This is a genomic window from Neorhizobium sp. S3-V5DH, assembly GCF_004343065.1.
In the GTDB taxonomy this organism is placed as follows: Bacteria; Pseudomonadota; Alphaproteobacteria; order Rhizobiales; family Rhizobiaceae; genus Neorhizobium; species Neorhizobium huautlense.
This window is the reverse complement of the sequence record NZ_SMCL01000006.1, coordinates 1-22,787: the sequence shown is the minus strand read 5'-3', so window position 1 is coordinate 22,787 and position 22,787 is coordinate 1. Positions and strand designations below refer to the sequence as shown.

Annotated in this window: 17 protein-coding genes and 1 pseudogene; 14 read left to right on the top strand and 4 right to left on the bottom strand. The window is 53.1% G+C overall.

Annotated features, from left to right (window positions below; genetic code table 11):
- Nucleotides 1–63 precede the first annotated feature (63 nt).
- The gene (locus EDE09_RS11410) at nt 64–1,107 is read right to left on the bottom strand and encodes a hypothetical protein (RefSeq protein WP_112802563.1); all 1,044 of its coding nucleotides are present in this window, start codon (nt 1,105–1,107) and stop codon (nt 64–66) included.
- A gap of 212 nt (nt 1,108–1,319) precedes the next feature.
- Nucleotides 1,320–3,128: a glycosyltransferase family A protein gene (locus tag EDE09_RS11405; RefSeq protein ID WP_162712530.1), complete on the bottom strand. Its 1,809-nt coding sequence runs from the start codon at nt 3,126–3,128 to the stop codon at nt 1,320–1,322.
- Nucleotides 3,129–3,481: 353 nt separating this feature from the next.
- On the opposite strand from EDE09_RS11405, the gene EDE09_RS11400 reads away from it, so the two are divergent.
- The 10 genes from EDE09_RS11400 (at nt 3,482) to EDE09_RS11355 (ending at nt 17,505) form a co-directional block, all read left to right on the top strand.
- Nucleotides 3,482–4,525 (top strand): hypothetical protein, encoded by a 1,044-nt coding sequence (locus tag EDE09_RS11400; RefSeq protein ID WP_132410448.1) that lies wholly within the window; start codon nt 3,482–3,484, stop codon nt 4,523–4,525.
- 292 nt (nt 4,526–4,817) lie between these two features.
- Entirely contained in the window at nt 4,818–5,768 is a 951-nt protein-coding gene (locus tag EDE09_RS11395; RefSeq protein WP_112802557.1) for a glycosyltransferase, read from the top strand.
- The gene (locus EDE09_RS11390) at nt 5,719–6,414 is read left to right on the top strand and encodes an acylneuraminate cytidylyltransferase family protein (protein WP_208325212.1); all 696 of its coding nucleotides are present in this window, start codon (nt 5,719–5,721) and stop codon (nt 6,412–6,414) included. The genes EDE09_RS11395 and EDE09_RS11390 overlap by 50 nt, the downstream gene beginning before the upstream one ends.
- A 4-nt stretch (nt 6,415–6,418) precedes the next feature.
- Nucleotides 6,419–7,372, top strand: coding sequence for a phosphoglycerate dehydrogenase (locus EDE09_RS11385; protein ID WP_205839324.1), 954 nt, complete (start codon nt 6,419–6,421; stop codon nt 7,370–7,372).
- Nucleotides 7,372–8,397: a UDP-glucose 4-epimerase GalE gene (gene galE, locus EDE09_RS11380; protein WP_105371821.1), complete on the top strand. Its 1,026-nt coding sequence runs from the start codon at nt 7,372–7,374 to the stop codon at nt 8,395–8,397. The genes EDE09_RS11385 and galE overlap by 1 nt, the downstream gene beginning before the upstream one ends.
- A gap of 151 nt (nt 8,398–8,548) precedes the next feature.
- Complete coding sequence (locus EDE09_RS11375; protein ID WP_280952520.1) at nt 8,549–9,307, top strand: 6-hydroxymethylpterin diphosphokinase MptE-like protein; 759 nt, start codon at nt 8,549–8,551, stop codon at nt 9,305–9,307.
- Nucleotide 9,308: 1 nt separating this feature from the next.
- Nucleotides 9,309–14,036 carry a 6-hydroxymethylpterin diphosphokinase MptE-like protein gene (locus EDE09_RS11370; RefSeq protein WP_132410446.1) on the top strand — a complete coding sequence of 1,576 codons (4,728 nt, stop codon included), beginning with the start codon at nt 9,309–9,311 and terminating at the stop codon, nt 14,034–14,036.
- Between the two features lie 159 nt (nt 14,037–14,195).
- On the top strand, nt 14,196–16,040 hold the full coding sequence (locus tag EDE09_RS11365) for a glycosyltransferase family 4 protein (RefSeq protein WP_112802552.1): 1,845 nt from the start codon (nt 14,196–14,198) through the stop codon (nt 16,038–16,040).
- Entirely contained in the window at nt 16,033–16,788 is a 756-nt protein-coding gene (locus EDE09_RS11360) for a glycosyltransferase (protein WP_112802550.1), read from the top strand. Before EDE09_RS11365 ends, EDE09_RS11360 begins: the two co-directional genes overlap by 8 nt.
- 129 nt (nt 16,789–16,917) lie before the next feature.
- On the top strand, nt 16,918–17,505 hold the full coding sequence (locus tag EDE09_RS11355) for a 3'-5' exoribonuclease (protein WP_112802548.1): 588 nt from the start codon (nt 16,918–16,920) through the stop codon (nt 17,503–17,505).
- A 166-nt stretch (nt 17,506–17,671) separates the two neighbouring features.
- On the opposite strand, the gene EDE09_RS11350 is transcribed toward EDE09_RS11355, so the two are convergent.
- Entirely contained in the window at nt 17,672–17,917 is a 246-nt protein-coding gene (locus tag EDE09_RS11350) for a hypothetical protein (RefSeq protein ID WP_105371827.1), read from the bottom strand.
- Between the two features lie 255 nt (nt 17,918–18,172).
- On the opposite strand from EDE09_RS11350, the gene EDE09_RS11345 reads away from it, so the two are divergent.
- From EDE09_RS11345 to EDE09_RS11325, 4 genes and pseudogenes are all read left to right on the top strand, one after another.
- Nucleotides 18,173–19,213: a hypothetical protein gene (locus EDE09_RS11345; protein WP_105371828.1), complete on the top strand. Its 1,041-nt coding sequence runs from the start codon at nt 18,173–18,175 to the stop codon at nt 19,211–19,213.
- A gap of 59 nt (nt 19,214–19,272) precedes the next feature.
- Nucleotides 19,273–19,920 carry a class I SAM-dependent methyltransferase gene (locus EDE09_RS11340; RefSeq protein WP_105371829.1) on the top strand — a complete coding sequence of 216 codons (648 nt, stop codon included), beginning with the start codon at nt 19,273–19,275 and terminating at the stop codon, nt 19,918–19,920.
- Nucleotides 19,921–20,057: 137 nt separating this feature from the next.
- Nucleotides 20,058–20,882, top strand: coding sequence for an ABC transporter permease (locus EDE09_RS11335; protein WP_105371830.1), 825 nt, complete (start codon nt 20,058–20,060; stop codon nt 20,880–20,882).
- 329 nt (nt 20,883–21,211) lie between these two features.
- Nucleotides 21,212–22,224: pseudogene (locus tag EDE09_RS11325) on the top strand (IS3 family transposase); the annotation flags it as partial.
- A gap of 264 nt (nt 22,225–22,488) precedes the next feature.
- Here the strand turns inward: EDE09_RS11325 and EDE09_RS11320 are convergent.
- The coding region (locus tag EDE09_RS11320) for a transposase (RefSeq protein WP_165924157.1) at nt 22,489–22,787 on the bottom strand (299 nt) is incomplete at its 5' end.

Here is a 22,787-nt window from a genome sequence, read left to right as displayed (position 1 = left end):
GCATGGTTTCTTCTTCGATAGTGGCCCATCGACTTGGCCGATACGCTTTATTTGCTTTCGTAATCAGCCCTGGTCCGCGGCGGGCTCCGTATGCGCTGCATCCTTCGGTGCCGGAGCAAACAGCTCCCGCAATTGCCCAGCTGCTTCCCGCAAGCGAGGAGTCAGCTTTCGAATAAGCTCCTCAAGCTGACGCTTCTCGTCAAATACGCTCGCATAGCGACCACGCAGGTCCTTCAGGTCGCCCTGAGTTACCCGCAAACTCTCTAGCATTAGGGACATCTCATGACGGGCACGGGCATAATCCCCCCGAGCTCGGGCCAGCGCCTCTTCGTTCTCACGAAGCGAACTCTGAGCCTGGCTTGCCACGGCCTTATGCGCGGCGACACGCTCCTGCTCGGCTTTCAAAGACTTTTCAAGCTCAGCCAACGCCTTTGTCATACCATCGATTCGAGCTTCGAGCGCCGGAATTCGGCGGCCATTCAGATCTGCCGCGAAGGCCAATTGCGGCCAATCAGGATCCTCCCCGCGACGATCCAACAGATAAAAGAAATGCGCCTTCAACCACTCGCGGATCTGGGCCTCATCGGAAGCATGCTCGAAGAATATGTCTTTACCGCACCGGAGGTGGATGGTCGTGACCCTGGCGAGAAATCCTGACTCCTCAAGATACTTTAGAATGGACAACTCTGCTCCCGGCGTTTCAACGACGAGGGCGAACGTCTCATCTTCACGCCCAAGAACCGATGACAGGCTTTCCGTCGAGATATAGTCCGCCGCCGCGACTCCCTTGACGCGAAGGCCGGGAAAAAGCGACTGTAGCGCCGTGGTCGTCCGCGCACTACTGAATATTTTGGGGTGAGTATGGGAGAAAATCTCCGTCTGGCCATCTTTGTCTGAAGGTATGCCAGCGATATGGATGATCTCTATATCGCTCTTCGACAGGCTAGAAAGGGCCGCTGATTTGCTACCGATCGGGTCCAGAAGGACAACTCGCTGGGGGGGGGCATGCGGATTTCGTTCGGAACACCATTTTAGGGTATCGTAAACACCCCATACGACAGCCAGAACGGTCTTCTCTGGACTATAGGCACCTTGCCTCTCACTCATAAAACACTCCAACCAGCCTACTGCTTTTGCTCACACCGATGTATCAACTGACTATTCCGGGTTTAATGGAAACTGACAGTATCGGACCCGATCCGCAATATGAACACCGGGACACGAATATTGTCACATCCCAATCGAACATTCGGCGATGATCTCTGCTTTTGAGAAGTTCGAGCCGGCCGACGCACCGCATAGAAACGGTGCCAGATCGGTCATTGGCCGGCTATAAATTGAGTACCTTCATTTCGCATCCGAGACGCGGTTCTAAGGCGCTCGACCGCGCCATCCAATTGGGCGAAAGGACCATGCCGTCCCTTGTCCGGTTCACACAAGGCATCCGTCATCTCATCGATCGTGCGCAAATATCCATAAAATTCCGCGGCGGCTTCAGCGGAGACCGGAACTGCACTGAGAGCCGCGATGATCTCGCTCGTCTTGGTGACGATGTCGAGTGTCCGCCTCCCGGCGTGAAGATCGAGGAATGCCGGCCCGTTTGCCCTCACTCTCCCCTGCCACTCATGTAACTCGCCCAAATCGGCTACCAGCTCATCCTCGCTTCGGCTGACCGGATAGGCTCCCATTGGATCGAAGGTGAATTTGTCCACCTTTTCATTGTGGATATTGAAGTAGAAAACCGGTTTGTTGTACGCTATCGCTTCGAGTATGCCACTTGCAAAGCGCTGTACCGAAGCGCAGCAAGTTTGCAGCGTTTGATAGAAATCCTCCGTTGAAACAAGTTCAGGGAATAGGCGGCCCATATCGGCAGGATGTCTGCTGATAACGGGCTCATAACCCGCTCGTCTCACAGCTTGGACGGCAGAAGCCAACCACTGGTCGCGATGCTGGGTGAGCACCCCGTAGGAAAAATTCGAATTGATCAACACGCGCCTCTCCATCGCGAGGGATGGAGCAGTTTCAGGCTGATTCCGCATAGCCTGAATACGAGGTATTCCACTGATGAATACGCGCTGGCCAGAAGCGTTGACGAAATACCGATAGTCAAACGCGCCGGGCAGGATTACATTCTCGACCAGCCGGTAAGCTTTCCTTTCAGCCCGAGTATCGACGTCGTCGTAATCCTGAATTCCTTCCACTATACCAAGGGTACCCAAACCGGCAGCCCGCGCGGCTAACACCAAAGGCCGAGAGATGTAGTCCCAGTCATTAAACGTCACCACCACGCTGGGAGCGAAACGCCCAACCACGAACTCCCCTAAGCCCAAGAGTTCAACCTGATAACGTTGCGCGCTACTTCGCACACCGGCCTCGCCCCACTGCGGGGTCAGGTCGAGTGACAAGAATTCCGCCCCCAAAGCCCGTAGCTGCGGCGCGAGCAGGCCAATCGTCCACACGTGGTAGTCCTTGTGTGGTATGAACAGTATGGGCAAGTCCCTTTGGTTTTTAGTGGAGCAGCTTGCACGGCTCGAAGCTTTGGCACCGATAGTGTCCGCTTCGGTGGGGCCAGTCGCCAATGTATAGCCGGCATCCAGAAGTCTGGCGAAGAAGCGCGCCTCGTCATCGACCTCATCCGTTTCGACAAAACCTCCAATCGCGCGCACTGCGTCGGCCCTCAACACCGTTTGGTCGAAACGCGGTCCCTCGACGAGTCCGACATATAAGCCTGCATGCCTCGACGCATCCATTCGATCAAGCTGCCGCGACAGATCGGGCAAAGAATACTGACCTTGAATCAGGGCGACATACCGCGTTTGGGCCAACCGGAGGCCGGTGTTACGCGCCGCGCCAATGGAGGCTGGGGCACGGAAACTTATGATGCGGAAGCGAGGGTCGCCATCCGCAGCAGCGTTCAAGGCCTCTTTTGAAGGGTCGGCCTGGGAGCAATTGACGACGATGCACTCGAAGTCGCGAAATGCCTGCTCACGCAGGGATGCAATTGCACGCGTGCCGATATCGGTATGGCCCGGTACACAGAGTATGAGCGAGATTCTTGGAATAGGCTGCCGAGGGCCAGGATGCATAACGAATTGGTCGCTCCCAATCGACACGGCTTGGAAAGACACGCCACACTGCATGTCACTGTTTTTTGGAGGCTACAGAATTTTAAAATGCACCGCAAGCATGCGCTGGAGCCGCCGTCTCGTGCGGACCTACGCCTACATTTCATCGGCGAGCGCATCAGCTCAACGTCGGTCGAGGGTCAATTGCTCGCAACTCGCTGCGAATCCGCGCCGGGCACACGGACGCTTCCCCGCATCAGAACAGCGGAGGTTTCCGTCCGCCTACGACGGGATTGACGCTAAAGTCGGGATCGTTTAGCCCTCTCTTGCAGCTCAACCCGCACATAATGATGCTCAGAAGCGGGCGGTTTGGAGATTGAGGAAAAATGCTTTTTGAGGGTGGGAGCGGAGCTATCGTGACAACTCCAGCGACGACGACTATCGGCAGCCAGTACGCAGAGGTTATCGCGAAACTTCACGATATCCTCGGAGGTACTACCCTACGTATCATTTCCGCAGTTCCCACCGAAAACGGCAGCGTAAGCGCCCTGTCTTTGCCCGAAGAGACAGTAGCACCGATATTGATTCTCTACGAAACTGCCGAAGACGCAGTTGCACGTGGCTTGCTGAAGGGAATTCTGCCCAGCAAGGTACTGGCAAAATGGATAACGGATGCCGCAGCTCTCCTTTCCCAGCACCGCGGGCGCCGCCGACAGGCAACGCTCGCCTCGATTGGGTCCGTTCTCACTGAACCAGCTATTTTCGTTAAAGAACTTCGCAATCGCCTAAAGGAGCTGGAGTTTTCTGAAGACAAGCTCAGCCCAGTGAAGCCCGTATGGCCTGCGCTGCAGGGCTTACTGGCACGTCAGATCGTCTCCAGTGACCCTGTGGCGACGCGTTTAAGCTTTGAACTTGAGGCGGCTGCACTGCCTACGCCAGCGGTTCATTACGATTGCGATGTCGCGGCGTCCGAACTCAATGCGCCGAATCTAGAGACGGAATGCACACTGCTGCGCGCCCAGATCACACACTTGCAGCAGGCGATCCAGGAACATGAGAGCGCCCTTGCCGCAAAACAACAGCAGTTTTCTGCTACCTATTTGGCGCTGACGGCTGCTCAAGACCGCGTTGATGGCCTCGAAGCCACGTTAAAAGGCTTGACCGTTCAGAGCGCACGAGACAGAGCCAATCTCGATCAGCTGGCGGCGAAACGGCAGCAACTGCTGCAGGAATTCGGTCAAATCATGCACAGAGTTCTTAATGGCTCAGGACTAATGAGCTGGCCGATCAATTGGCGGAAAGCGGAGCAACTGAGGATCGTACGCGATTGCGGCCTCATCGATCCCGATTGGTACCTAAAAAATTATCCGGACGTCGCTCAAGCTGGCCTCGATCCATTTAAGCATTACATCAACCATGGCGCTAAAGAAGGTAGAGCACCCAACGAAAGCTTCTCATAGGTGTTCCGCGGAACAATCCTCAAACAGCACATACGTCGACGGAGTGTGGTTTGTTAATTTTTACGCGTTTGTCAGCAACGGGAGGCTTCGGCCATGTTATTTTCCGGAATTGGTCATCCCTGGCCCTATCTAGCTGTTGGAAATTATCGAAGTTGCGCGCGGCGGAGCTTTTGCCATTTAAGCCGCCGAAATTCGACAACAAGGACATAGACATTGCAGGTTCTATCCGTTAGTTCTCTGATACCGCCGGACATCATCAATTCGCTTTGTATTGCCTAACTCCTAGTTGAAAATGCGCGCCAGCATCATAGTCAGAACTTTGAACGAGGCACGATATCTTGGCGATCTGCTCGTTATGATCGAGCGGCAAGTTACGGATGCGCTCGAGATCGAAACGGTTGTCGTCGACTCTGGGTCCACCGATGGAACGATTGAGATCGCCAAAAGATATGGCGCCAGGGTTACAACAATAGCGAAATCGGAATTTTCGTTCGGACGTTCACTTAATCGTGGCTGCGAATTTGCCACGGGTGATATCCTGGTGATGATTTCGGGGCATTGCGTGCCCGTTGACAGATTCTGGCTGCAAACGCTGTGTCAGCCTTTGATCGACGGCACCGTTGCCTACAGCTACGGCCGCCAGATTGGCGACGATCAGAGCAACTACAGCGAACGTAGAACATTTGCGAAGTATTTTCCCGAGAAGTCCCGCCTACCGCAGGAAGGTTTCTTCTGCAACAATGCCAATTCGGCCATCTTGCGATCCTTCTGGGAGACGCACCGTTTCGATGAGGAACTGACGGGTCTCGAAGACATGGAACTGGCAAAGCGCCTTTTAGCGGCTGGGCAACCGATCGGCTATGTGGCAGAGGCTCCGGTTTTCCATCATCATCAAGAGACCTGGGCACAGGTCCGCCGGCGCTTCGAACGTGAGGCCATTGCGTTGCGCTTGATAATGCCGGAGATTCATCTTTCCTGGTTTGATGTATTGCGGTTCGTCCTTGCAAGCACTGTGGGAGATTGGCGTTCCGCGCGCCGGAACGGAATTAGCTCAACTTCCCCAATAGACATGCTCCGATACCGCTGGAACCAATATCGCGGATCCTATAAGGGCAACCACGAACACAAGATTCTTTCGCGACAGGCGAAAGAGCGTTTTTTCTATCCCCAAGTTTCACGAAAGGCAGATCAAGATGAGTGGCTTAGGCCGTTGCGTCGCCCTTCTTCCCATGAAAGCCAATAGTCAAAGGGTTAAAGGCAAGAATTTCCGGCCACTTCACGGCAAACCCCTTTTTTCCTGGATCTTGGACAGTCTTCTCGCGATCGCCGAGATCGACCAAGTCGTTATCAATACGGACGCGCGCGCCATTCTGGCGGAAAACGGTCTGGTTGATAGCGATCGTGTGTTGATCCGAGATCGGAAGGCAGAGTTGTGCGGGGATACGGTCTCGATGAATCTCATCCTCGCTGATGATATAGCCACAGTAGGTGCGGACACCTATGTGATGACCCATACCACGAACCCGCTGCTGAGCGCTGAGACCGTTCACGCCGCTCTGGAACGCTACAAAGACGGCATCACGGCGGGAACCGCGGATTCGCTTTTTACGGTTAATAGAATTCAGACCCGGTTCTATCGAGCTGATGGAAGCGCGGTGAACCATGATCCGGACAACCTCATCCAGACCCAAGACCTGGAACCATGGTTCGAAGAAAATTCCAATCTGTACATATTTTCCCGTGACAGTTTTACCAGCACGAATGCGCGTATCGGGCGCAAGCCGCTGCTATATGTCATGGACAAGATGGAAGCTATCGACATAGACACGCCAGAAGACTGGGCTCTGGCTGAAGCAGTGGCTTCTCTGCGCGGCTACACCGCCAGATAACCCGATGAAGGAAGCGAAAATGAAGGATATTCTTGTCAGCTGCCCGCCAATGCTGGGGCAGATCGGCCTATTTATGGACTATGCCGCGGAGCGCGGGCTGAAATTGCACCCTGCCCAAGTCACCCAGATTTTGAGCGAAGACGAACTCAAAGACCTACTCCCCGGCTACGACGGCTGGATCATCGGCGACGATCCGGCAACCCGCTCGGTTTTCGAAACTGCGAAAGGGGGACGGCTCCGGGCGGCGGTCAAGTGGGGGATCGGCGTCGACAACGTTGATTTTGCGGCTTGCAAGGACCTGAATATCCCGATCATCAATACCCCCCAGATGTTTGGGGCTGAAGTTGCGGATGTTGCAACAGCCTTCGTGATCGGTCTCGCACGCCAGCTTTTCCTTATCGATCGCGGCGTCCGCGACGGTAAATGGCTTAAACCTGCGGGCATCAGCCTCCATGGACGCCGTGCAGGCGTGGTCGGGCTCGGAGATATTGGACGGCACACCGTCACACGGCTTCAAGCGCTTGGACTCAAGGTTGTCGCTTATGATCCGGGCGTTCAAGGAGATACGGGGATACCAGGGCTGGAACGTGCCACCTGGCCCGACGTTGTGGAAGATCTGGACTTCCTGGTGTTTACCTGCTCGTTAAATACCCACAATTTCCACATGCTCGACGCCAAAATTTTGGCGCGCTGCAAGCCTGGCGTCCGCATCGTCAATGTGGCACGCGGTCCGCTAATCGATGAAGCAGCGTTGATCGAAGCACTCCAATCTGGCCATGTACATTCAGCGGCACTCGATGTTTTCGAAATCGAACCTTTGCCGGCCGACAGCCCCCTGCGTCACATGGAGCGAGTGATCCTGGGCACGCACAATGGATCGAACACCATCGACGGTGTCATCCGCGCAAGCCATACGGCAATCGACCGATTGGCCGGCTTTTTCCGGGAGCTTGGGTAATGCGAATCGTCTTGACCGGCGGCGCGGGGTATATTGGTAGCCATACATTGGTGGAACTGCTTCCGCTCGGTCATGAGATATGCGTTATTGACAACTACGCCAACAGTTCTCCTGAGGCGTTACGCCGCGTCCGTGAACTTTGCGATCGGCCTTTTCAAATAGAAGAGGCCGATGTTCGCAATTGCGTTCATCTGACGGCAATCTTTGACGCCTTCCGCCCCGATGTTGTGATCCACTTCGCCGGGCTTAAGTCCGTCGGAGAAGGTGAGGCTCGACCTGTCGAATACTACGAGACGAATGTCGCCGGGACGCTGGCATTGCTCTCGGCGATGACGGCCGCAGGTTGTAAACGGATCATCTTTTCCTCTTCGGCCACCGTCTATGGTGAGCCGGAATACCTTCCGCTCGACGAGAGGCATCCCTGCCGGCCCGCCAGTGTCTACGGCCGTACAAAATATATCGCCGAGCAGATCTTGGCGGATTGGGCACAGGCCAGTTCTGGCACGTCTGCAATTCTGTTGAGGTATTTCAATCCGGTCGGCGCCCACAAAAGTGGTCTGATCGGCGAGGATCCCCAGGGGATCCCCAACAATCTCATGCCATTCATCGCTCAAGTGGCCGTAGGTCGACGAGAAAGTCTTGCAATCTTCGGAGACGACTACGATACGCGGGATGGCAGTGGGTTGCGGGACTACATCCACGTGGTTGATCTTGCCCGTGCGCATATTGCGGCAATGAACTTTTCTGCCGGACATCAAGGTGCGATGACCTTCAATGTGGGTACTGGCACGGGAACTACGGTGAAGGAAATGTTGGCGGCCTATTCTCGAGCCTGTGGACGCGATCTGCCCTCGCGGGTGCTAGACCGTCGCTCAGGTGACGTTGCCGCCTCCTATGCAGACGCATCGAGAGCCGAGGAGATGCTGGGGTGGCGAGCTACTCACAGTCTCGAAGATATGTGTGTGAGTTCGTGGAAGTGGCAGTCGGAAAATCCCGCCGGTTATCAGGCCTCTGAGAAAACGTAGGATTTGAACGAACTTTTGGTGACTGAGTCATACGGAGGTCGCAACGCTTATGGCAAGTGGATTGAACCATGGGCATTGGTCGACAATCCGCATCGACCCGAGTGTTCAGATTGCTTTAAACTAAGGTGAACCTTCCCTCTCATTTCAATCCGTGACACCCAACCTTTCGCGAGGCTCAGTTATGCCATCCGTTACAGAATTCTATAAAAAGTATGATGGAAAACGGTGCTTTATTTTAGGAAATGGGCCATCCTTAAATAAAGTCGACATGGCTAGGATGCGAAACGAATTTACATTCGGAGTAAATTCAATTTTTCTAATGACGCGCAATAATAACTTCAGGCCAACCTTCTATGTTGTCGAAGACAATCTCGTTTTTAGTGAGAATAAAGATGATATTGACGCTTACCAAGGAGTGATTAAGATTCTCCCTCAGCGCTATGCTGAGCAACTTAAGTCTGGTGATAGCTGTCATATTTTCGAAATGGACACGTCGTTCTACAACCGCACCGATAAAGCAAATTATGGCACGCCGCAGTTTAATATTGGATCGGAACCCGTGTTCTACTGTGGACAGTCCGTTACGTATATCAACATGCAGCTTGCGTATTATTTTGGTTTTTCAGAAGTTTACCTAATTGGGATGGACTTCTCCTACTCAAAGCCCAGCGACCATCACCAGAAGGGAAACCATATTCGCTCCGAAGGCGACGATCCGAACCATTTCCACAAAGATTATTTCGGCAAGGGCAAAACCTGGAAAGATCCTCGTCTTGGCCGCGTGCAGCGTAGCTATCTTCGCGCCAAATTCGAGTTTGAAATTGCAGGCCGGATAATAATGAACGCAACCAGCGGAGGAGAACTGGAGACCTTTTCCCGCATCGACCTCGACACTCTGTGGGGGAATTGAAATGCAGATTGCCGTCTACGTCCTCTACCAACGTCATGAGTTTGCCAAGGCATCTTGCTTTCTGACGCGCGTTGGTCCTTGTCTCGGTCCGGATGCGAGGCTGTGGCTCCTAATCAATGACCAAGATTGTCCAGACATCCGCAAGGTTGCCGCTACGATTTCCCAGCATATCCAGATCCTTTGCGTGGGACAGAATCTAGGAGTCGCTGGGGGGCGTAACCATCTAATTCGCGCCGCGATGGACGCAGGCGCGGAGTTTCTAATTTCCTGCGACACAGACATTCTCTTCGAGCCTCACTATTTCCGAGGTATCGCTGCGGCGTGGCAAGCCCTCCGCGCAAAAGACCCGAACGTCGGGCTGGTTCAGCCTCTACTACTCGATGGCCCTAAAGTGTCGGGATGCTTTGAGGCGTTGAATGGTGTTCGGGATTGGTCCGAACTGCAGGGTCGTTTCAGCGGAGACACTAGCCTTTACCAACCATTCTGGCCAAGAATCCGTAATGTTTTGGGCGAAGACCTCGCCTTGGGTGCGATTATGCACTCTGGAGTGAGCAACGTCTGGGCGGCCCATTTTGGTGCGCCGATCGGCAACGATGTAGATACGCCCGATCTGGAAGCAGGATTTCTAGAAACTTTTCGGACCCGTTTTCCCACCCTCCGAAGCGCTTCGGGCCTGCTGGCGACGGTGCTGGCGGAGGGTGTGCCAGTACGAGTCGGCGCTACGGCTGGCGGCATCAGCGCCTTTCACCGTAGCCTTTATGAAAGTGTGGGTGGATACGATGAGATCTTCAACCCTTTTGGTTTTGAAGACTCCGAATTTGGTTTTCGCGCGCAGGCAGCCGGTTTTCATCACTATCTGGTACCGAGCATTACCGCTATTCACGACATTTTTGTTAGTGGTCAGGCCCGGAGCCTACTTTATGCGGCGCGGATCGGGCTCTTGCGGGGTGTTGAGGCCGGTGGTGGTGGCCTAACAGACACCCAGCGTCATTTCGCTCTGCGTCAAAGTCTCTTCTTCGGCCTTCGCACTCTAATAACAAGCTTCCAGCGCCACTTAAGTGAGAATCCGGCTGAAGAATCGGCAATCAAGAAGCTCCTCCCTTCAGCGCTGGCCTCATACGGGTTCGAGTTCTTCCGAGGACTTCTCCATGCTGCAAAGCGCGATGGAACCTCGGCTTTCAATGGTCTAACCGATCTATTGGCGCCAGGGCGACAAACGCTAGAATCCGTAGCCATACCTCTTGACCAAAACGTAGCTTTAGTCGGCCGACGTGTAACTAAAGCGGGAAACTTGTTCAACACTGGCGGTGGGCAGTTTAGCCTCCACGCCTATGACTGCCATATCCAAGAGATAGTTGGAAATGAAGTATTGCCGTCGCGCTACTTTGACCTCTCACTGCACGTCCGTCGCAGAGATGAAAGAAACGACTATATGTTCGCAATGGACGTGCTATCTGACGATATCCTTTACAAAATCGATGCTAGCTTCCGCATCGATTTTGCTAATGCAGCTCGGGATGGAATCTTGAACATCGTTGACTTCGAATGCCGAACCAAAGTGCACGATTACGGCGCCTTCTCGAATGAAGATCTTTACCCTTCCCCACGGCTTTCCTTTTCGACAACCTGGCTACCCATGGTGCTTTCGCAGCTCCGGTTTGCGGGCGACCTCGATATAAGATTAGGAATTAAATCACCGCTCGCGGCTCTGGTTGATTATCTGCAATTAGGTAAGGATTCTCAGCCCGAAGCTTCATCAGCTAAGGCAAGCATGGTCGTAACTCCGCCGCCTAGGCGCGTGTTGATTTTCACTGACAGCCGCGGACAACACAAGCCGCGCGGTTGCCACCATGACGTCTTTGCCGAACGCATGGCCAAGGACCCGCGCCTCGAGGTCGAGAGCTACCTTTGCCCGATGAAATGGACGACGTCGTTGGACTTCTTGATGTTGTTCACTCCGGATCAATTGGCGCGCTACGATCATGTTATCCTGTATACCGGGATTGTCGATTGGTCTCCGCGAAAGCTGTCTAATGCGATGGAGGATCTATATGATCGAACGGCTGCAGAAAACCTCGCCAATCTTGGCTTGAATACTCGCGATTACTCGAAGAAGGTAATCAACTCCAAGAAAGCCAAATTCGACGAAATCTTTGGGGCGGACGTGATGACACGCCATTTCGCAAATCCCTTTGGCATCGTTTACGAGGGCGAACGCACTATTAATATGTATCCGCTGGAGGATGGTGTCGAGCAACTCGGTTCGAGGCTAGCCGCGATTCCCAATCTAATCTTCATTAACGCTAACCGGATCGTTCCGGGCTGGCGCGGTGACTATCCGCGCGAGCGTCCGACCAATATGTCAATCATTCATGACTATTCTAGCCGGTTTGCAGCTAAATTCCCCTCCGAAAGGATAGTTGATCTCATGGAGTGGGGCGACGCTGAAGTTCAACGCTACACCTGTGACAATCTGCATTTGACGGAAGCCGGAAGTGACTGGATCTATGAGAAGCTGATGGAACGACTACAGATGCAACCACAGGCCAAATCAAGCTCTACCGCTCCCGCTTCTTCCCCGCAATCGGCGTCTTCAAAGACGGCGGCGGTTTCTAACACACAAATTAAATGGCCCGAGATCACATTCCATCCTTTTGCGCCGGTGGAGCGAATGACTCCAAGCGAAATCGCAGCTGTGACCAACCGCGTTGGTCGGCAAGGCCAGACGCTTGCGACATTGATAATAGGGCTTCGGCTAGTGGACAACGCCCCGGAGCGGTTAACGAACCTTCGCGCGCTGCTGGATTGGATCGACAAGCATTATGCCGATCTCTTCGACGTTCTGCTTGTCGAACAGGATGCCCAGCCGAGGTTGAAACTCTCCGATCTAGGAGCCAAGTCCTACGTCCGTCACGAGTTCATTTTCAACGATAGGGAATTCAATCGCGGCTGGGGTTACAACGTTGCCGTACGACATTTTTGTGAGGATTCCGTCGTTGTAGCCCTGATGGACACCGACGTTTTAACCGGTCCCGGTTTCGTCTCGGGCGTGATCTCCTGCTACGAAAATGCAGACGTCTGCTCCCCATATGTGAATGTTTATTATTCCACGGCCGCTGAGGCTCAAACAATTCTTTCCACCGGCACACTCGAACACCTGACAAATCCAGCAAATGTAAAAAATCCCGTTACAATTTGCGGTGGCATCGTTATTTTCCGCCGCTCAATTTTCCTAGCACTAAAGGGCTTCGAGCAGTATATCGGCTATTCCTGTGAGGATCGGGCACTGGACGTAACTTTACTAAATCATCTTGATCCGAACCGGATTAAGATACTGCCCGAGATCTATGTTCATCTCTTCCATCCCAGCGACCAAGCATCTCGAGTCAATGTCGATCAGATAATCACACACCTGCAGGAAAATTACAGTTGCCGATATCACGAGGAAATTAAGCCCTTCGAGTTTATTCACCGCCTCTGCCATCACGCGTCAAAAGAGCAGACAACGGCGCTGATGATTGAGCGGGCCATCGATTTCGGTGATCTCGAGCTCTATCGATCTGGCGCGCCCTTGACGGTGAACGGTCGACGTCGGCGCACTGCTCCTTTGACGCATCATACGGTCGGCGAGGTTGCAGGCGATCTGATTTTCCCACCGAACTTCACGAACCTTTCCGATTATCCCGAACGTGAAGTCTATCCAGGGTCTCAACCTCCCGATTCGGAAGAACTTACTTGCTTCTATAACCGCTATAAAGGCGAGCGTTGCTTCATCATCGGTAACGGCCCCTCACTGAACCGTCATGATCTTTCTCTACTCGAGGGGGAGTTTTCTTTTGGAGTGAACTCCTTCTATTACAAGACCCGCGAAACGGGCTTCGTGCCGACGTTTTATGTTGTCGAAGATAGTTCGGTAATGAAGGAAAATGTGGAAGAAATTCGCGCCTTCGATGCGCCCTTTAAGTTCTTTCCGACAATTTACCGGCGTTTTGTGCCTAAGACACCGAATACGTTCTTCTTCGAGATGAACAGAAGCTTTTATGAAAAGAGTTCGCCAAACTATGTGGTGCCGCGGTTTTCAACCGATGCCTCAAAGGTTCTTTATTGCGGACAGTCAGTAACCTACATCAATCTCCAGTTGGCCTTCTTCATGGGGTTTACGGAGGTTCACCTCATCGGAATGGATTTCGATTACGTCATTCCCGAAAGCCATAGGCGCACCGGTGATATTCTTCTATCCGATACAGATGACCCTAACCACTTCCACAAGGATTACTTTGGCAAGGGAAAGACATGGAAGGACCCGAAGCTCGATAGAGTGGCCTTGAATTATCGGCAGGCGAAGCTTTCATATGAAGCGGTGGGCCGTAGGATTTATAACACCACAATCGGGGGCAAGCTGGAGGTTTTTGACAGGGTCGACTACGAGACACTACTGCGCGATCCCCGTACTGGCGGGAAAAGGAAAGAACGAATCTTTCCGGGCTTTTCATCGCGCGGCTCTCAGGAAGCTGCTCCGACCGTCGCTCCAATCGCACACGAAGGAAGCGCCTTCCTCCGCAACCTCGCATCAGAACTTCTGCTTGACTCGGCCAACGGTTTCGCTCGCTTGCAGGATAAAGAGCTTTCAACCAGAGTAGAAATGGCTCTCGCGACGTTGCCTGATGAGGATCCGCTTCTTCAACACTTTCAACGAGTGAAGGCGTTTGTCCAATCGCGAGGTACTTGAAGTCGGGTGCGGCAAGGGGCCGCTCCAACAGCGCCATAAGGTTGATCATTGATCGCCATAGACGTATAGCCGACTAGGACATCCGGATTGCGGAGTACCTTAGCGTATTGATGACGTAGCCACGTGCCCATAGTGGCAATAGAAAGATCCGGGCGAAGTATGGTCACGAAAGTTCTGGGCGCTTCCTATTATCTGATCGCTAGCATTTTGTTTCGTCGGTCAAGTCTATTCGATGCCCAGTGGTACGAACTCGCCTACCCTGCCCTAACGAAAAGGGATTCAATCCATCACTACCTCACGAAAGGCGCTACCCTCGGCTACAATCCTAGTCGCCTTTTCGATTCACAAGCCTATCAGAAGCGCTATCTTGCCAACTCGCCATCCTCTCCCGACCCTCTTCTTCACTATCTGCTGATCGGTCGCTGGCGTGGGTTTCAGAAACAGCCGGCGGAACCCAGCGACGCCGATATCATCCGGGACTCCGGATTTTTCAACGACGACTGGTATTACGCGGCCTACCCCGATGTGTTCGCATCTCGAATACCAGCACTCAGGCATTTCATGACTTTTGGCTGGCGCGAAAACCGCTCTCCTGGACCTGAGTTTAATTCGACATGGTATTTGAACCGATATCCCCACGTCATAGGCCAGAACCCGCTCCTCCATTTCATCAAGCACGGACGGGGCGAAGGATATTTGGCTACGCCGCCTACCGTCGATTTGGACAGCGCCCGGAAAGTTATTGAGGAAGTTGAGGATCTGGACCCCGAATTTTACGCCGCAAACTATGGTCAAGATATCGCCAATCTGGAAATCTCCACGAGCATGCCGCGCCATCGCATCGCGCTTGTGTTTGAGAAGATCATATCTCGGCTGAATAAACCGCCTAAGATTATCGTTTTCGTACCATGGCTGAAGCGCGGCGGTGCTGATCTGCTCGCCTGCCATGTTGCCCGTGCATGCGTAGAAACCTTCGGGCTCCACTCGATTCTGGTGGTTCTCACAGACAATGATGACCGGTCCGGAGAGCATCGCTTGCCTGATGGTGTTAACGTTGTTTCGTTTTCCGCCATTGCACCGGATCTCGACGAGTCGGCCCGGGTGGAACTCGTTGAGGCCTTGGTCCGCAGCCTGCAGCCGAGCGCGATCATCAACGTAAACAGCCGGCAATGCTGGGAGGCGATCCGGCGTCATGGCCATAGGATGGTACAGTTCGCTCAGCTTTACGCGATGCTCTTCTGTCCCGATTATGATTCTCAAGGTCGCCGCTTCGGCTATTCGTACGAGTTTCTGCGCCCCTGTCTTCAGTTCTTGGCCGGCGTCTACTTTGACAATACGACCCATCTGGAGGACCTAAAGGAACAATTCGCAATACCGCCGGATCTACAAGATCGCCTCGTCTGCCTCCTGCAACCCGCGCCGCCTCTCATTCCTCCACGCTTGAGAGAGGATGGCGACACCAGGCGCCCGAACATATTGTGGGCAGGTCGGATCACTCGTCAGAAAAATATCCGACTTCTCTTGGAAATTCTCCAGAACGCCCAGCAATTCGATTTCCATATCTGGGGCGATACCGACGATCCTACACTTATGGCTGCGCTTGACGATGTTGCACGGTCTAGGGACTACGTCTTTTTGAATGGGAAATTTGATCGCTTCGAAGACCTCCCCTTGCCCTCCTACGATGTCTTTCTCTACACCTCGCTCTGGGATGGGCTTCCGAATGTGCTTCTGGAAGCAGCTGCCTCTGGTCTTCCTATCGTCGCGTCGGAGAGCGGCGGAATTGCTGAATTGGTCAACGATACAACCGGATGGCTGGTCCCTCCATCTCATCAGGCCCCTGGTTTCATCGCCGCCCTGCGGGAGGCGACCGACAACCCGGAAACGGCCTATTTGCGCGCGACTGCGATGCAGCGCAGGCTTATCGAGCATCACAACTGGAAGTCTTACAAGACGGTGCTCACCCAGCAGCCATCGGCAACTGGAGGCTTGCTCCATGGCTAAATCAAAAATCACGGCGATCCTGAATGTCCATCGCGAAGGCCTACTTGCCGTGCCGGCGATAGCAAGCATCTATCGCAACACCGACCGTCTGCTCGATGCTGGTTATGAAGTAGAAATCCTCGGGATAATGGACCGGTCCGATCCATTGACCAAAAGCGTTATCGAAAGCCGCTTCCGAAAGGATGTCACCCTCATCGAAACTGATTTTGGCGACGCTGGTCTCGCTCGAAATCATGCCGTCAATGTCGCCACGGGTGACTTTCTAGGCTTTTTAGATGCGGACGATCTTTGGGGAGCTGACTGGCTGATCCGGGCCGCCGACATGGCTCAGACGCGTGAAGCTTCGGTCATCTGGCATCCGGAAGTTTCCATTTACTTCGGAGATGCGAAACTGGCCTTCTATCACATAGACATGGAAGACCCGCGATTCGAGCCAACTGGCTTAGCATTGGACAATTATTGGACAGCGTTGAGCTTTGCCGCCCACGAAATTTATAGCCAAAATCCATATCCTCCAACAGACCTGCGGGAGGGCATAGGCTTCGAAGATTGGAGCTGGAACATGAATACTATCAGCGCCGGCCTTCTCCACAAAGTCGTGCCGAAAACCGGACATGCCATCCGCAGACGGTTACGATCGCTTTCTCGCATGACGTTGAAGGCCGATGCGATTTCGCATCCCGGCGATTACATCAAGCACGTGATCGAGACACGTGATCTGCAAATGCCCCTTCAAATTGAGCAATAAACTCTTGAGCGTGCTCCGTTTTCCAATAACCCGCAGTTTGAAGTAGGCAAAAGAATTACAGGCGATGATCACCAGCAGATTGGTCCGCGAAGAGCGCGATTTACATGAAACCTTCAACAGGCTGTACTAATGATTTCTTTTATCGTGACGGACATCGAAACAGACGGCCACGTACCGGGCACCCACTCGATGATAAGTCTTGCCTCCGTTGCAATCGGCGAAGACGGAGCATCCCACGGGACCTTCAGCATAAACCTGAAACAGCTCCCTGACGCCACGACAGACGGCGAAACGATGCTGTGGTGGCACTCACAGCCGCTTGCCTGGCGAGCGGCTACCGTTAATCAACAAGATCCAAAAGAGGGAATGCGCGCTTGGGCAGATTGGGTTGAAAGCCGTCCTGGCGATCCCGTCTTTGCCGCCCACCCCTTATGCTTCGACGGACCCTGGGTAGATTTGTACTTGCAGAAATTCGTCGGACGCCGCCTCTTCAAACACCCGCGAGATTCCAGTCTCTGCATGGGCTCAGGCGTCGATATTCCCTCACTTATCATGGGTACGACGGGCTGGGATTACCGTCATTGCAACCGGGAACACTATCCCGCAGAATGGCTCGGAGGCCACGCCCATAGTCATTTCGCCCTGGACGATGCACTTGGTTACGCCCACTTGCTTAGTCTCATCTTGACCAGTTCCCTCCCGCATGCAAAGCGTTGAGACAGCTAGGTCATGCCGCCCGGCATCGAGCTCAGCGCGACTGCGATCCCGGGTGGTTTCGCCATGATCCGCGCTTCAGCACTGAGGCTTTATCAGCTGGCCGTTCCAATGACGCGCCAGGCCAGTTTCAACCTCGGGATAGACTCAGTAAAGTCAACGTCGCCGTCTATAGTTCGTCGTATTCGCGCCCGACGCGACCGAGCGCAATGGCCTGCAACCACAATATCGGCAGGCCACAGATCAGGAGAAGCAATTCCTTCACCGTAACTCTGCGGCGAGCATCGGTTGCGCCGGTATTTTGGGGTAGCTGAACAGCGTTTCTCAGGAGAAGCTGCGTCAGCTGGCGATCCTCTTCAAGTATCGTGCCATCACCGTCAACCACCTTTGAGGCCGGCTTTGCGGTCTGTTTCATATGGGCTTCCCAACGATAGATAAAACTCTAATTATCACAGCTAAGATGGATTGCCAAAGTTAATGTCGTACTGGAGAAGGCCGATTCATCCCCGTCACCCGAGATGGCGTGGTCCGAGCTTTCAGATTTGCTGTTAGAGAGCCAACACGGCTGATGAATCCTTGAGCTCTCTCCTTCTTGAAATGGAGCGCTTGTGCAAAAGAGGATATTAACCCATATATCCTCTCTAGATCGGGATCGACTCGCTGTAGCTCAATGAATTTCTGCGTTTACAAAGACATAGGCAAGGAAATCCACGGTTACCTTGTACCGGACGGATATTCTACAAAGCCGAAAGTATTGGTCAGGATCAACGACGACAGCAAAATTACCGAGGTCAATACCTGGATTTTTATCGAAGGAGCACACGCCCAAGGACTGCACGAGACCGGAAATGTCGGTTTCATACTGAACGAGAAAAACGTTCCGGGCGTCAGCACAGCTTCCAAGGTCGAGATATCTGACTCTGAAACAGGTATGATCATCTATCGGCGAGCGCAGCCAGAATATATTCCCAAGAAAGTCCTGCGTGTCGAGACCGCATATTTTCCTCAGACCGATCTCGACCTTTGCCTAAAGCCGTTCTTCCAGTTTTATGAACACCGCGTCGAGCATTATGGTTTTGAGACGGTGCGCCAAATGCTCGAGATTTTGCATCAGCCGTCCGTCTACGTTTCGGGTCGTATCCTCCTGAAAAATTATCGCATCTATATCGACTACAACATTGATGTGACGATGATTTCTCTGCGAGATCCGTTTTATGAACTTGCCCTGCGGCTGATCATTTTCAGCCGATACAACAAACAGAAGTTTCCATTTGTCGCTCCCCGCGATATACTCTTATTTAAGCCGGTTATGGACTGGTTCGACGATCTTGCCCTGCAGGACGAGGCTGCAATTTCGAAGGCAATCCGGAGCGCACCCAATGACACACTGAAACTTCTGGCATCGCCATTTACACAGCAGCTCGTCGCGGACAATCCGTCGGACACCGCGACACTTGATGATGTCTCGCAAGCCCTTGATATACTTTCACAGTTCACCTTGTTCGACGCGGGCCGCGACGATCGGACCTACCCGAGGCATATTGCTGAGCTGCTCGGCATACCGGAAAGCAGCGTGCGCACGAGAGGCCAGCTTGAATCGGTCCATCAACTAGCTGATATCTTGAAGAAAATAGGCCGCATTGAGCATTTGCTTGAGGCTGACTTGATCCTGTATCATTTCATCCAGAAGGCAGAAGCCCGCGCGCAATGAGGTTGAATTAACTGAGCGCCACGTCCATTCGAAGCACCTATCTAGATGAGAGTAAGATCGTGTTTTTCCACAGCCTGAAAACGCTCGTAAAAAAGAACAGCCTTCTTTGGGGGAAGGACGTTGCCGATGCTTATCACGGCGCCGCGTCGAGAGACATGAATGCGCACTGGAGCGTCTTTGTACAACCAGTGCTTGATCGACATCCAATCAATTTCACGAGGAGCATCGACTTTGCATGCGGCTACGGTCGAAATACGGACAAGCTGCTTGAACTTGCAGATCATGTGACCATGATTGACGTAAATCAAGAAAATATTGAACACTGCCAAAAAAAATATGCAGGCAATCCGAGGACCAGCATCACGGAATGCAATGGATATGATCTACGCAACGTCGCCAGTGAAACGTGCACTTTCTTCTACACGTTCGACAGCATGGTGCATTTCCCTCCGGAAATCGTGAAATCCTACCTTCCCGAGTTTTACCGTGTGATGTCCCCGAGCGGCTACGCGTTCATTCATCATTCAAACTACACCCAGGCTGGGCCAAAAAAAGATTTCCGCCAAAACCCTCATTGGCGGAACTACATGTCGGCCGAGATCTTCGCGGACCTGGCCCGGGCCGCAGGTTTTACGGTTGTCGAACAGACGTTTCACGATTGGGGCGTGCCTAACCTCGATTGTATATCGCTGCTAAAGAAGGCCTAAAGCTCACTTGAGATCAAGGAGTCTCCCTAGTCTCTAAGTGCGAGATCCTGGCACCCCACGGCGTTAGGTTTCGCCGTATTGCGACCCAAATGGTGGTGTCATAGATGTGGCAGTGGTGGATTGCAGTTTGAAGTAAGATGGTAGAAACAAAAACTCTGGACCAACGAACGAAGCCGGCGACAGCCTCCTCTGCAATCGCCCTGCAAAGGATACTTAACGTCATGCACGCAGTGATACTGCGTGACATCCGAAGCCGTTTTTTCAACAACGGCCTAGGCGCCTTAATTCCGCCATTGATGCCAATAGCACATGCTCTAATTCTGCTACTAATCTACACACTTACAAGCCGAACGGCGATTTTTGGTGACGACTTATTTTTATTTTTTGCCACTGGCCTTATACCGGCTTTGACTTTCTCGTATATTTCAAGATTTATGGCAGCATCTCTTCTAACGAATAAGAATATGTTGGCCTTTCCTGCAATTCATTTGCTCGATATTATTCTAGCGCGCTGCGCTCTCGAACTCATCGGGATTGTAATCTCAGTTTTTGTAATGTTTATCATTTTATTATCAATTGGCTCGGACCCCTACCCCCGGCAACCGGACCAAGCTCTTTTGGCAATGCTGAGCACTGCGCTTCTTGCCATCGGCGTCGGTATTATAATCAGCGTTATTTCGGCGATATATCCGTTTTTTGCGAGATTCTACTCCCTCTTTGTGGCGATAATATATCTCACCTCCGGCGGACCAATTTACCTGTATATATTTCCAAATGAGTTAATCTATTATTGCACGTTCAACCCCGTTTTTCACGCGGTTACTTGGATGCGTAGCGCCTACTACCTAGGTTATCCAACCCAGGCGCTAGATAAACTCTACTTAATTGGCTTCGGAATCCTGTGCCTTTGCATAGGCTTGTTGATGGAAAGGCTTCTGCGCAAGAAACTTCTCTCCCACTGAGCCCCCATAATTAAAATCAACTTCCACTTTACTGGAACTAGCGATTTTGGGTAGAGCATGTCCTGTTGATGTCAGTTGTCGAGGGTATCGACTGTCACGGCTGGCGAGGCATGAACATCTCTCCGACTCGTTTCGTGAGAGACCAATGCTGCGCCCATTACCGAAGATTGCGATGAGCCATCAGCGTCCTTCAGCAATCTTGCCAAAGTATGCAGGCTTGCGAGATTGACGTGCGGGACCGCCAGGCTTGACGTGCCCCCAAGAATTTAGGCCATTTGGAACTGGAATTTTCCACTTATGATCCCTGTTGGGAAGAAGAGGAGAATTCGATAAAGGCCTCGAAGTTTTCAGAAGCGCAGATCGCATTTGTTTTGAAGCAGGCAGAGGATGGGACGCCGGTCGGTGAGGTGTGCCGCAAGGCAGGGATTTCCGATGCGACCTTCTATAACTGGCGCAAAAAATACGCGGGGCTGATGCCTTCGGAGATGAAGCGATTGCGGCAGCTCGAAGAGGAGAACGCCAAGCTGAAGCGGATCGTGGCGGACCTGTCATTGGACAAAGCCATGCTACAGGATGTGCTTTCAAAAAAGCTCTGAGGCCTGCCCGCAAGCGCAAGCTTGTCGACACGGTCAAGGCGGACTGGAAGGTCTCGATCCGGCGTGCATGCGCAGTGTTGAGAATCGACCGGACGCTTTATGTCTACAAGTCCAGGCGCGGCGAGCAGGCCGAATTGAAGCTGAAGATCAAGGACATCTGCCAGACCAGGGTGCGTTATGGCTATCGCCGCGTTCACGTTCTGATCAGGCGTGATGGTTGGGCCGTCAACCCGAAGAGAATCTATCGACTTTACAAGGAGATGGACCTTCAGCTCCGCAACAAGACGCCCAAGCGCCGCGTGAAGGCGAAGCTGCGAGCCGACCGCACGGAGCCAGCCCATTCCAACCATGTCTGGGCTATGGACTTCGTTCATGACCAGCTGGCTACCGGCCGCAAGATCAGAGTTTTAACGGTTGTCGATACCTTCTCTCGCTTCTCGCCGGCGGTCGATGCACGTTTCAGCTATAAGGGCGAGGATGTGGTCCAAACGCTCGAACGGGTATGTCGCCAGGTTGGTTACCCTGCCACCATTCGTGTGGACAACGGCAGCGAATTCATCTCCCGAGACCTTGATCTATGGGCCTATCATAAGGGCGTCGTGCTCGACTTCTCGCGACCAGGCAAGCCGACCGACAACAGCTACATCGAAAGTTTTAACGGCAAGTTCCGTGCCGAGTGCCTGAACGCCCACTGGTTCATGAGCCTTGACGACGCGCGTTCGAAGATGGAGGATTGGCGTAGAGACTTGTATGAAGCGGCGTTTGTCAATCCATCGTCATCCCTCCCAAGATTGCCTTCCATCGGTTGTTCGCAGTCGTCTGGCAATCCGGCACCCGTTGGTGCCTCCACTTGTATCCGGCTGAGGCAGCTGCCTCCGACCATAATCCCGATTCATGGTGGCCAAACGCCTGCTTCGAAACGCGGTACCAAACTACAACTCGGCGTGTGATTTCCATCTCTACGCACGGTAGCCACGCTTCCTCTCAACTGCCCGTCGGCGGTTGAACCCTTATTTGGCGGCGATAGATAGCGTGGCCCCTTCGGGCACCACACCGTCTTCGATGAACCGCCAGAATGCTATTGCAAGTTTGCGGGCCAAAGCGACTATTCCGACCTTTCCAGAACGACCTCCATGCCCCGAGAAGCGGGAGCGATACCATTGCGTGAGCTGGCTTTGTGGTTGGTACTTGAGCCAACACCAAGCCAGTTCGATCAGCATCACGCGTGCTTGTTTGTTGCCCGCTTTGCTGATGCCCTGATCTCGATGCACCTCTCCACTGGAATACGGGCTGGGAGACAGTCCGAGGT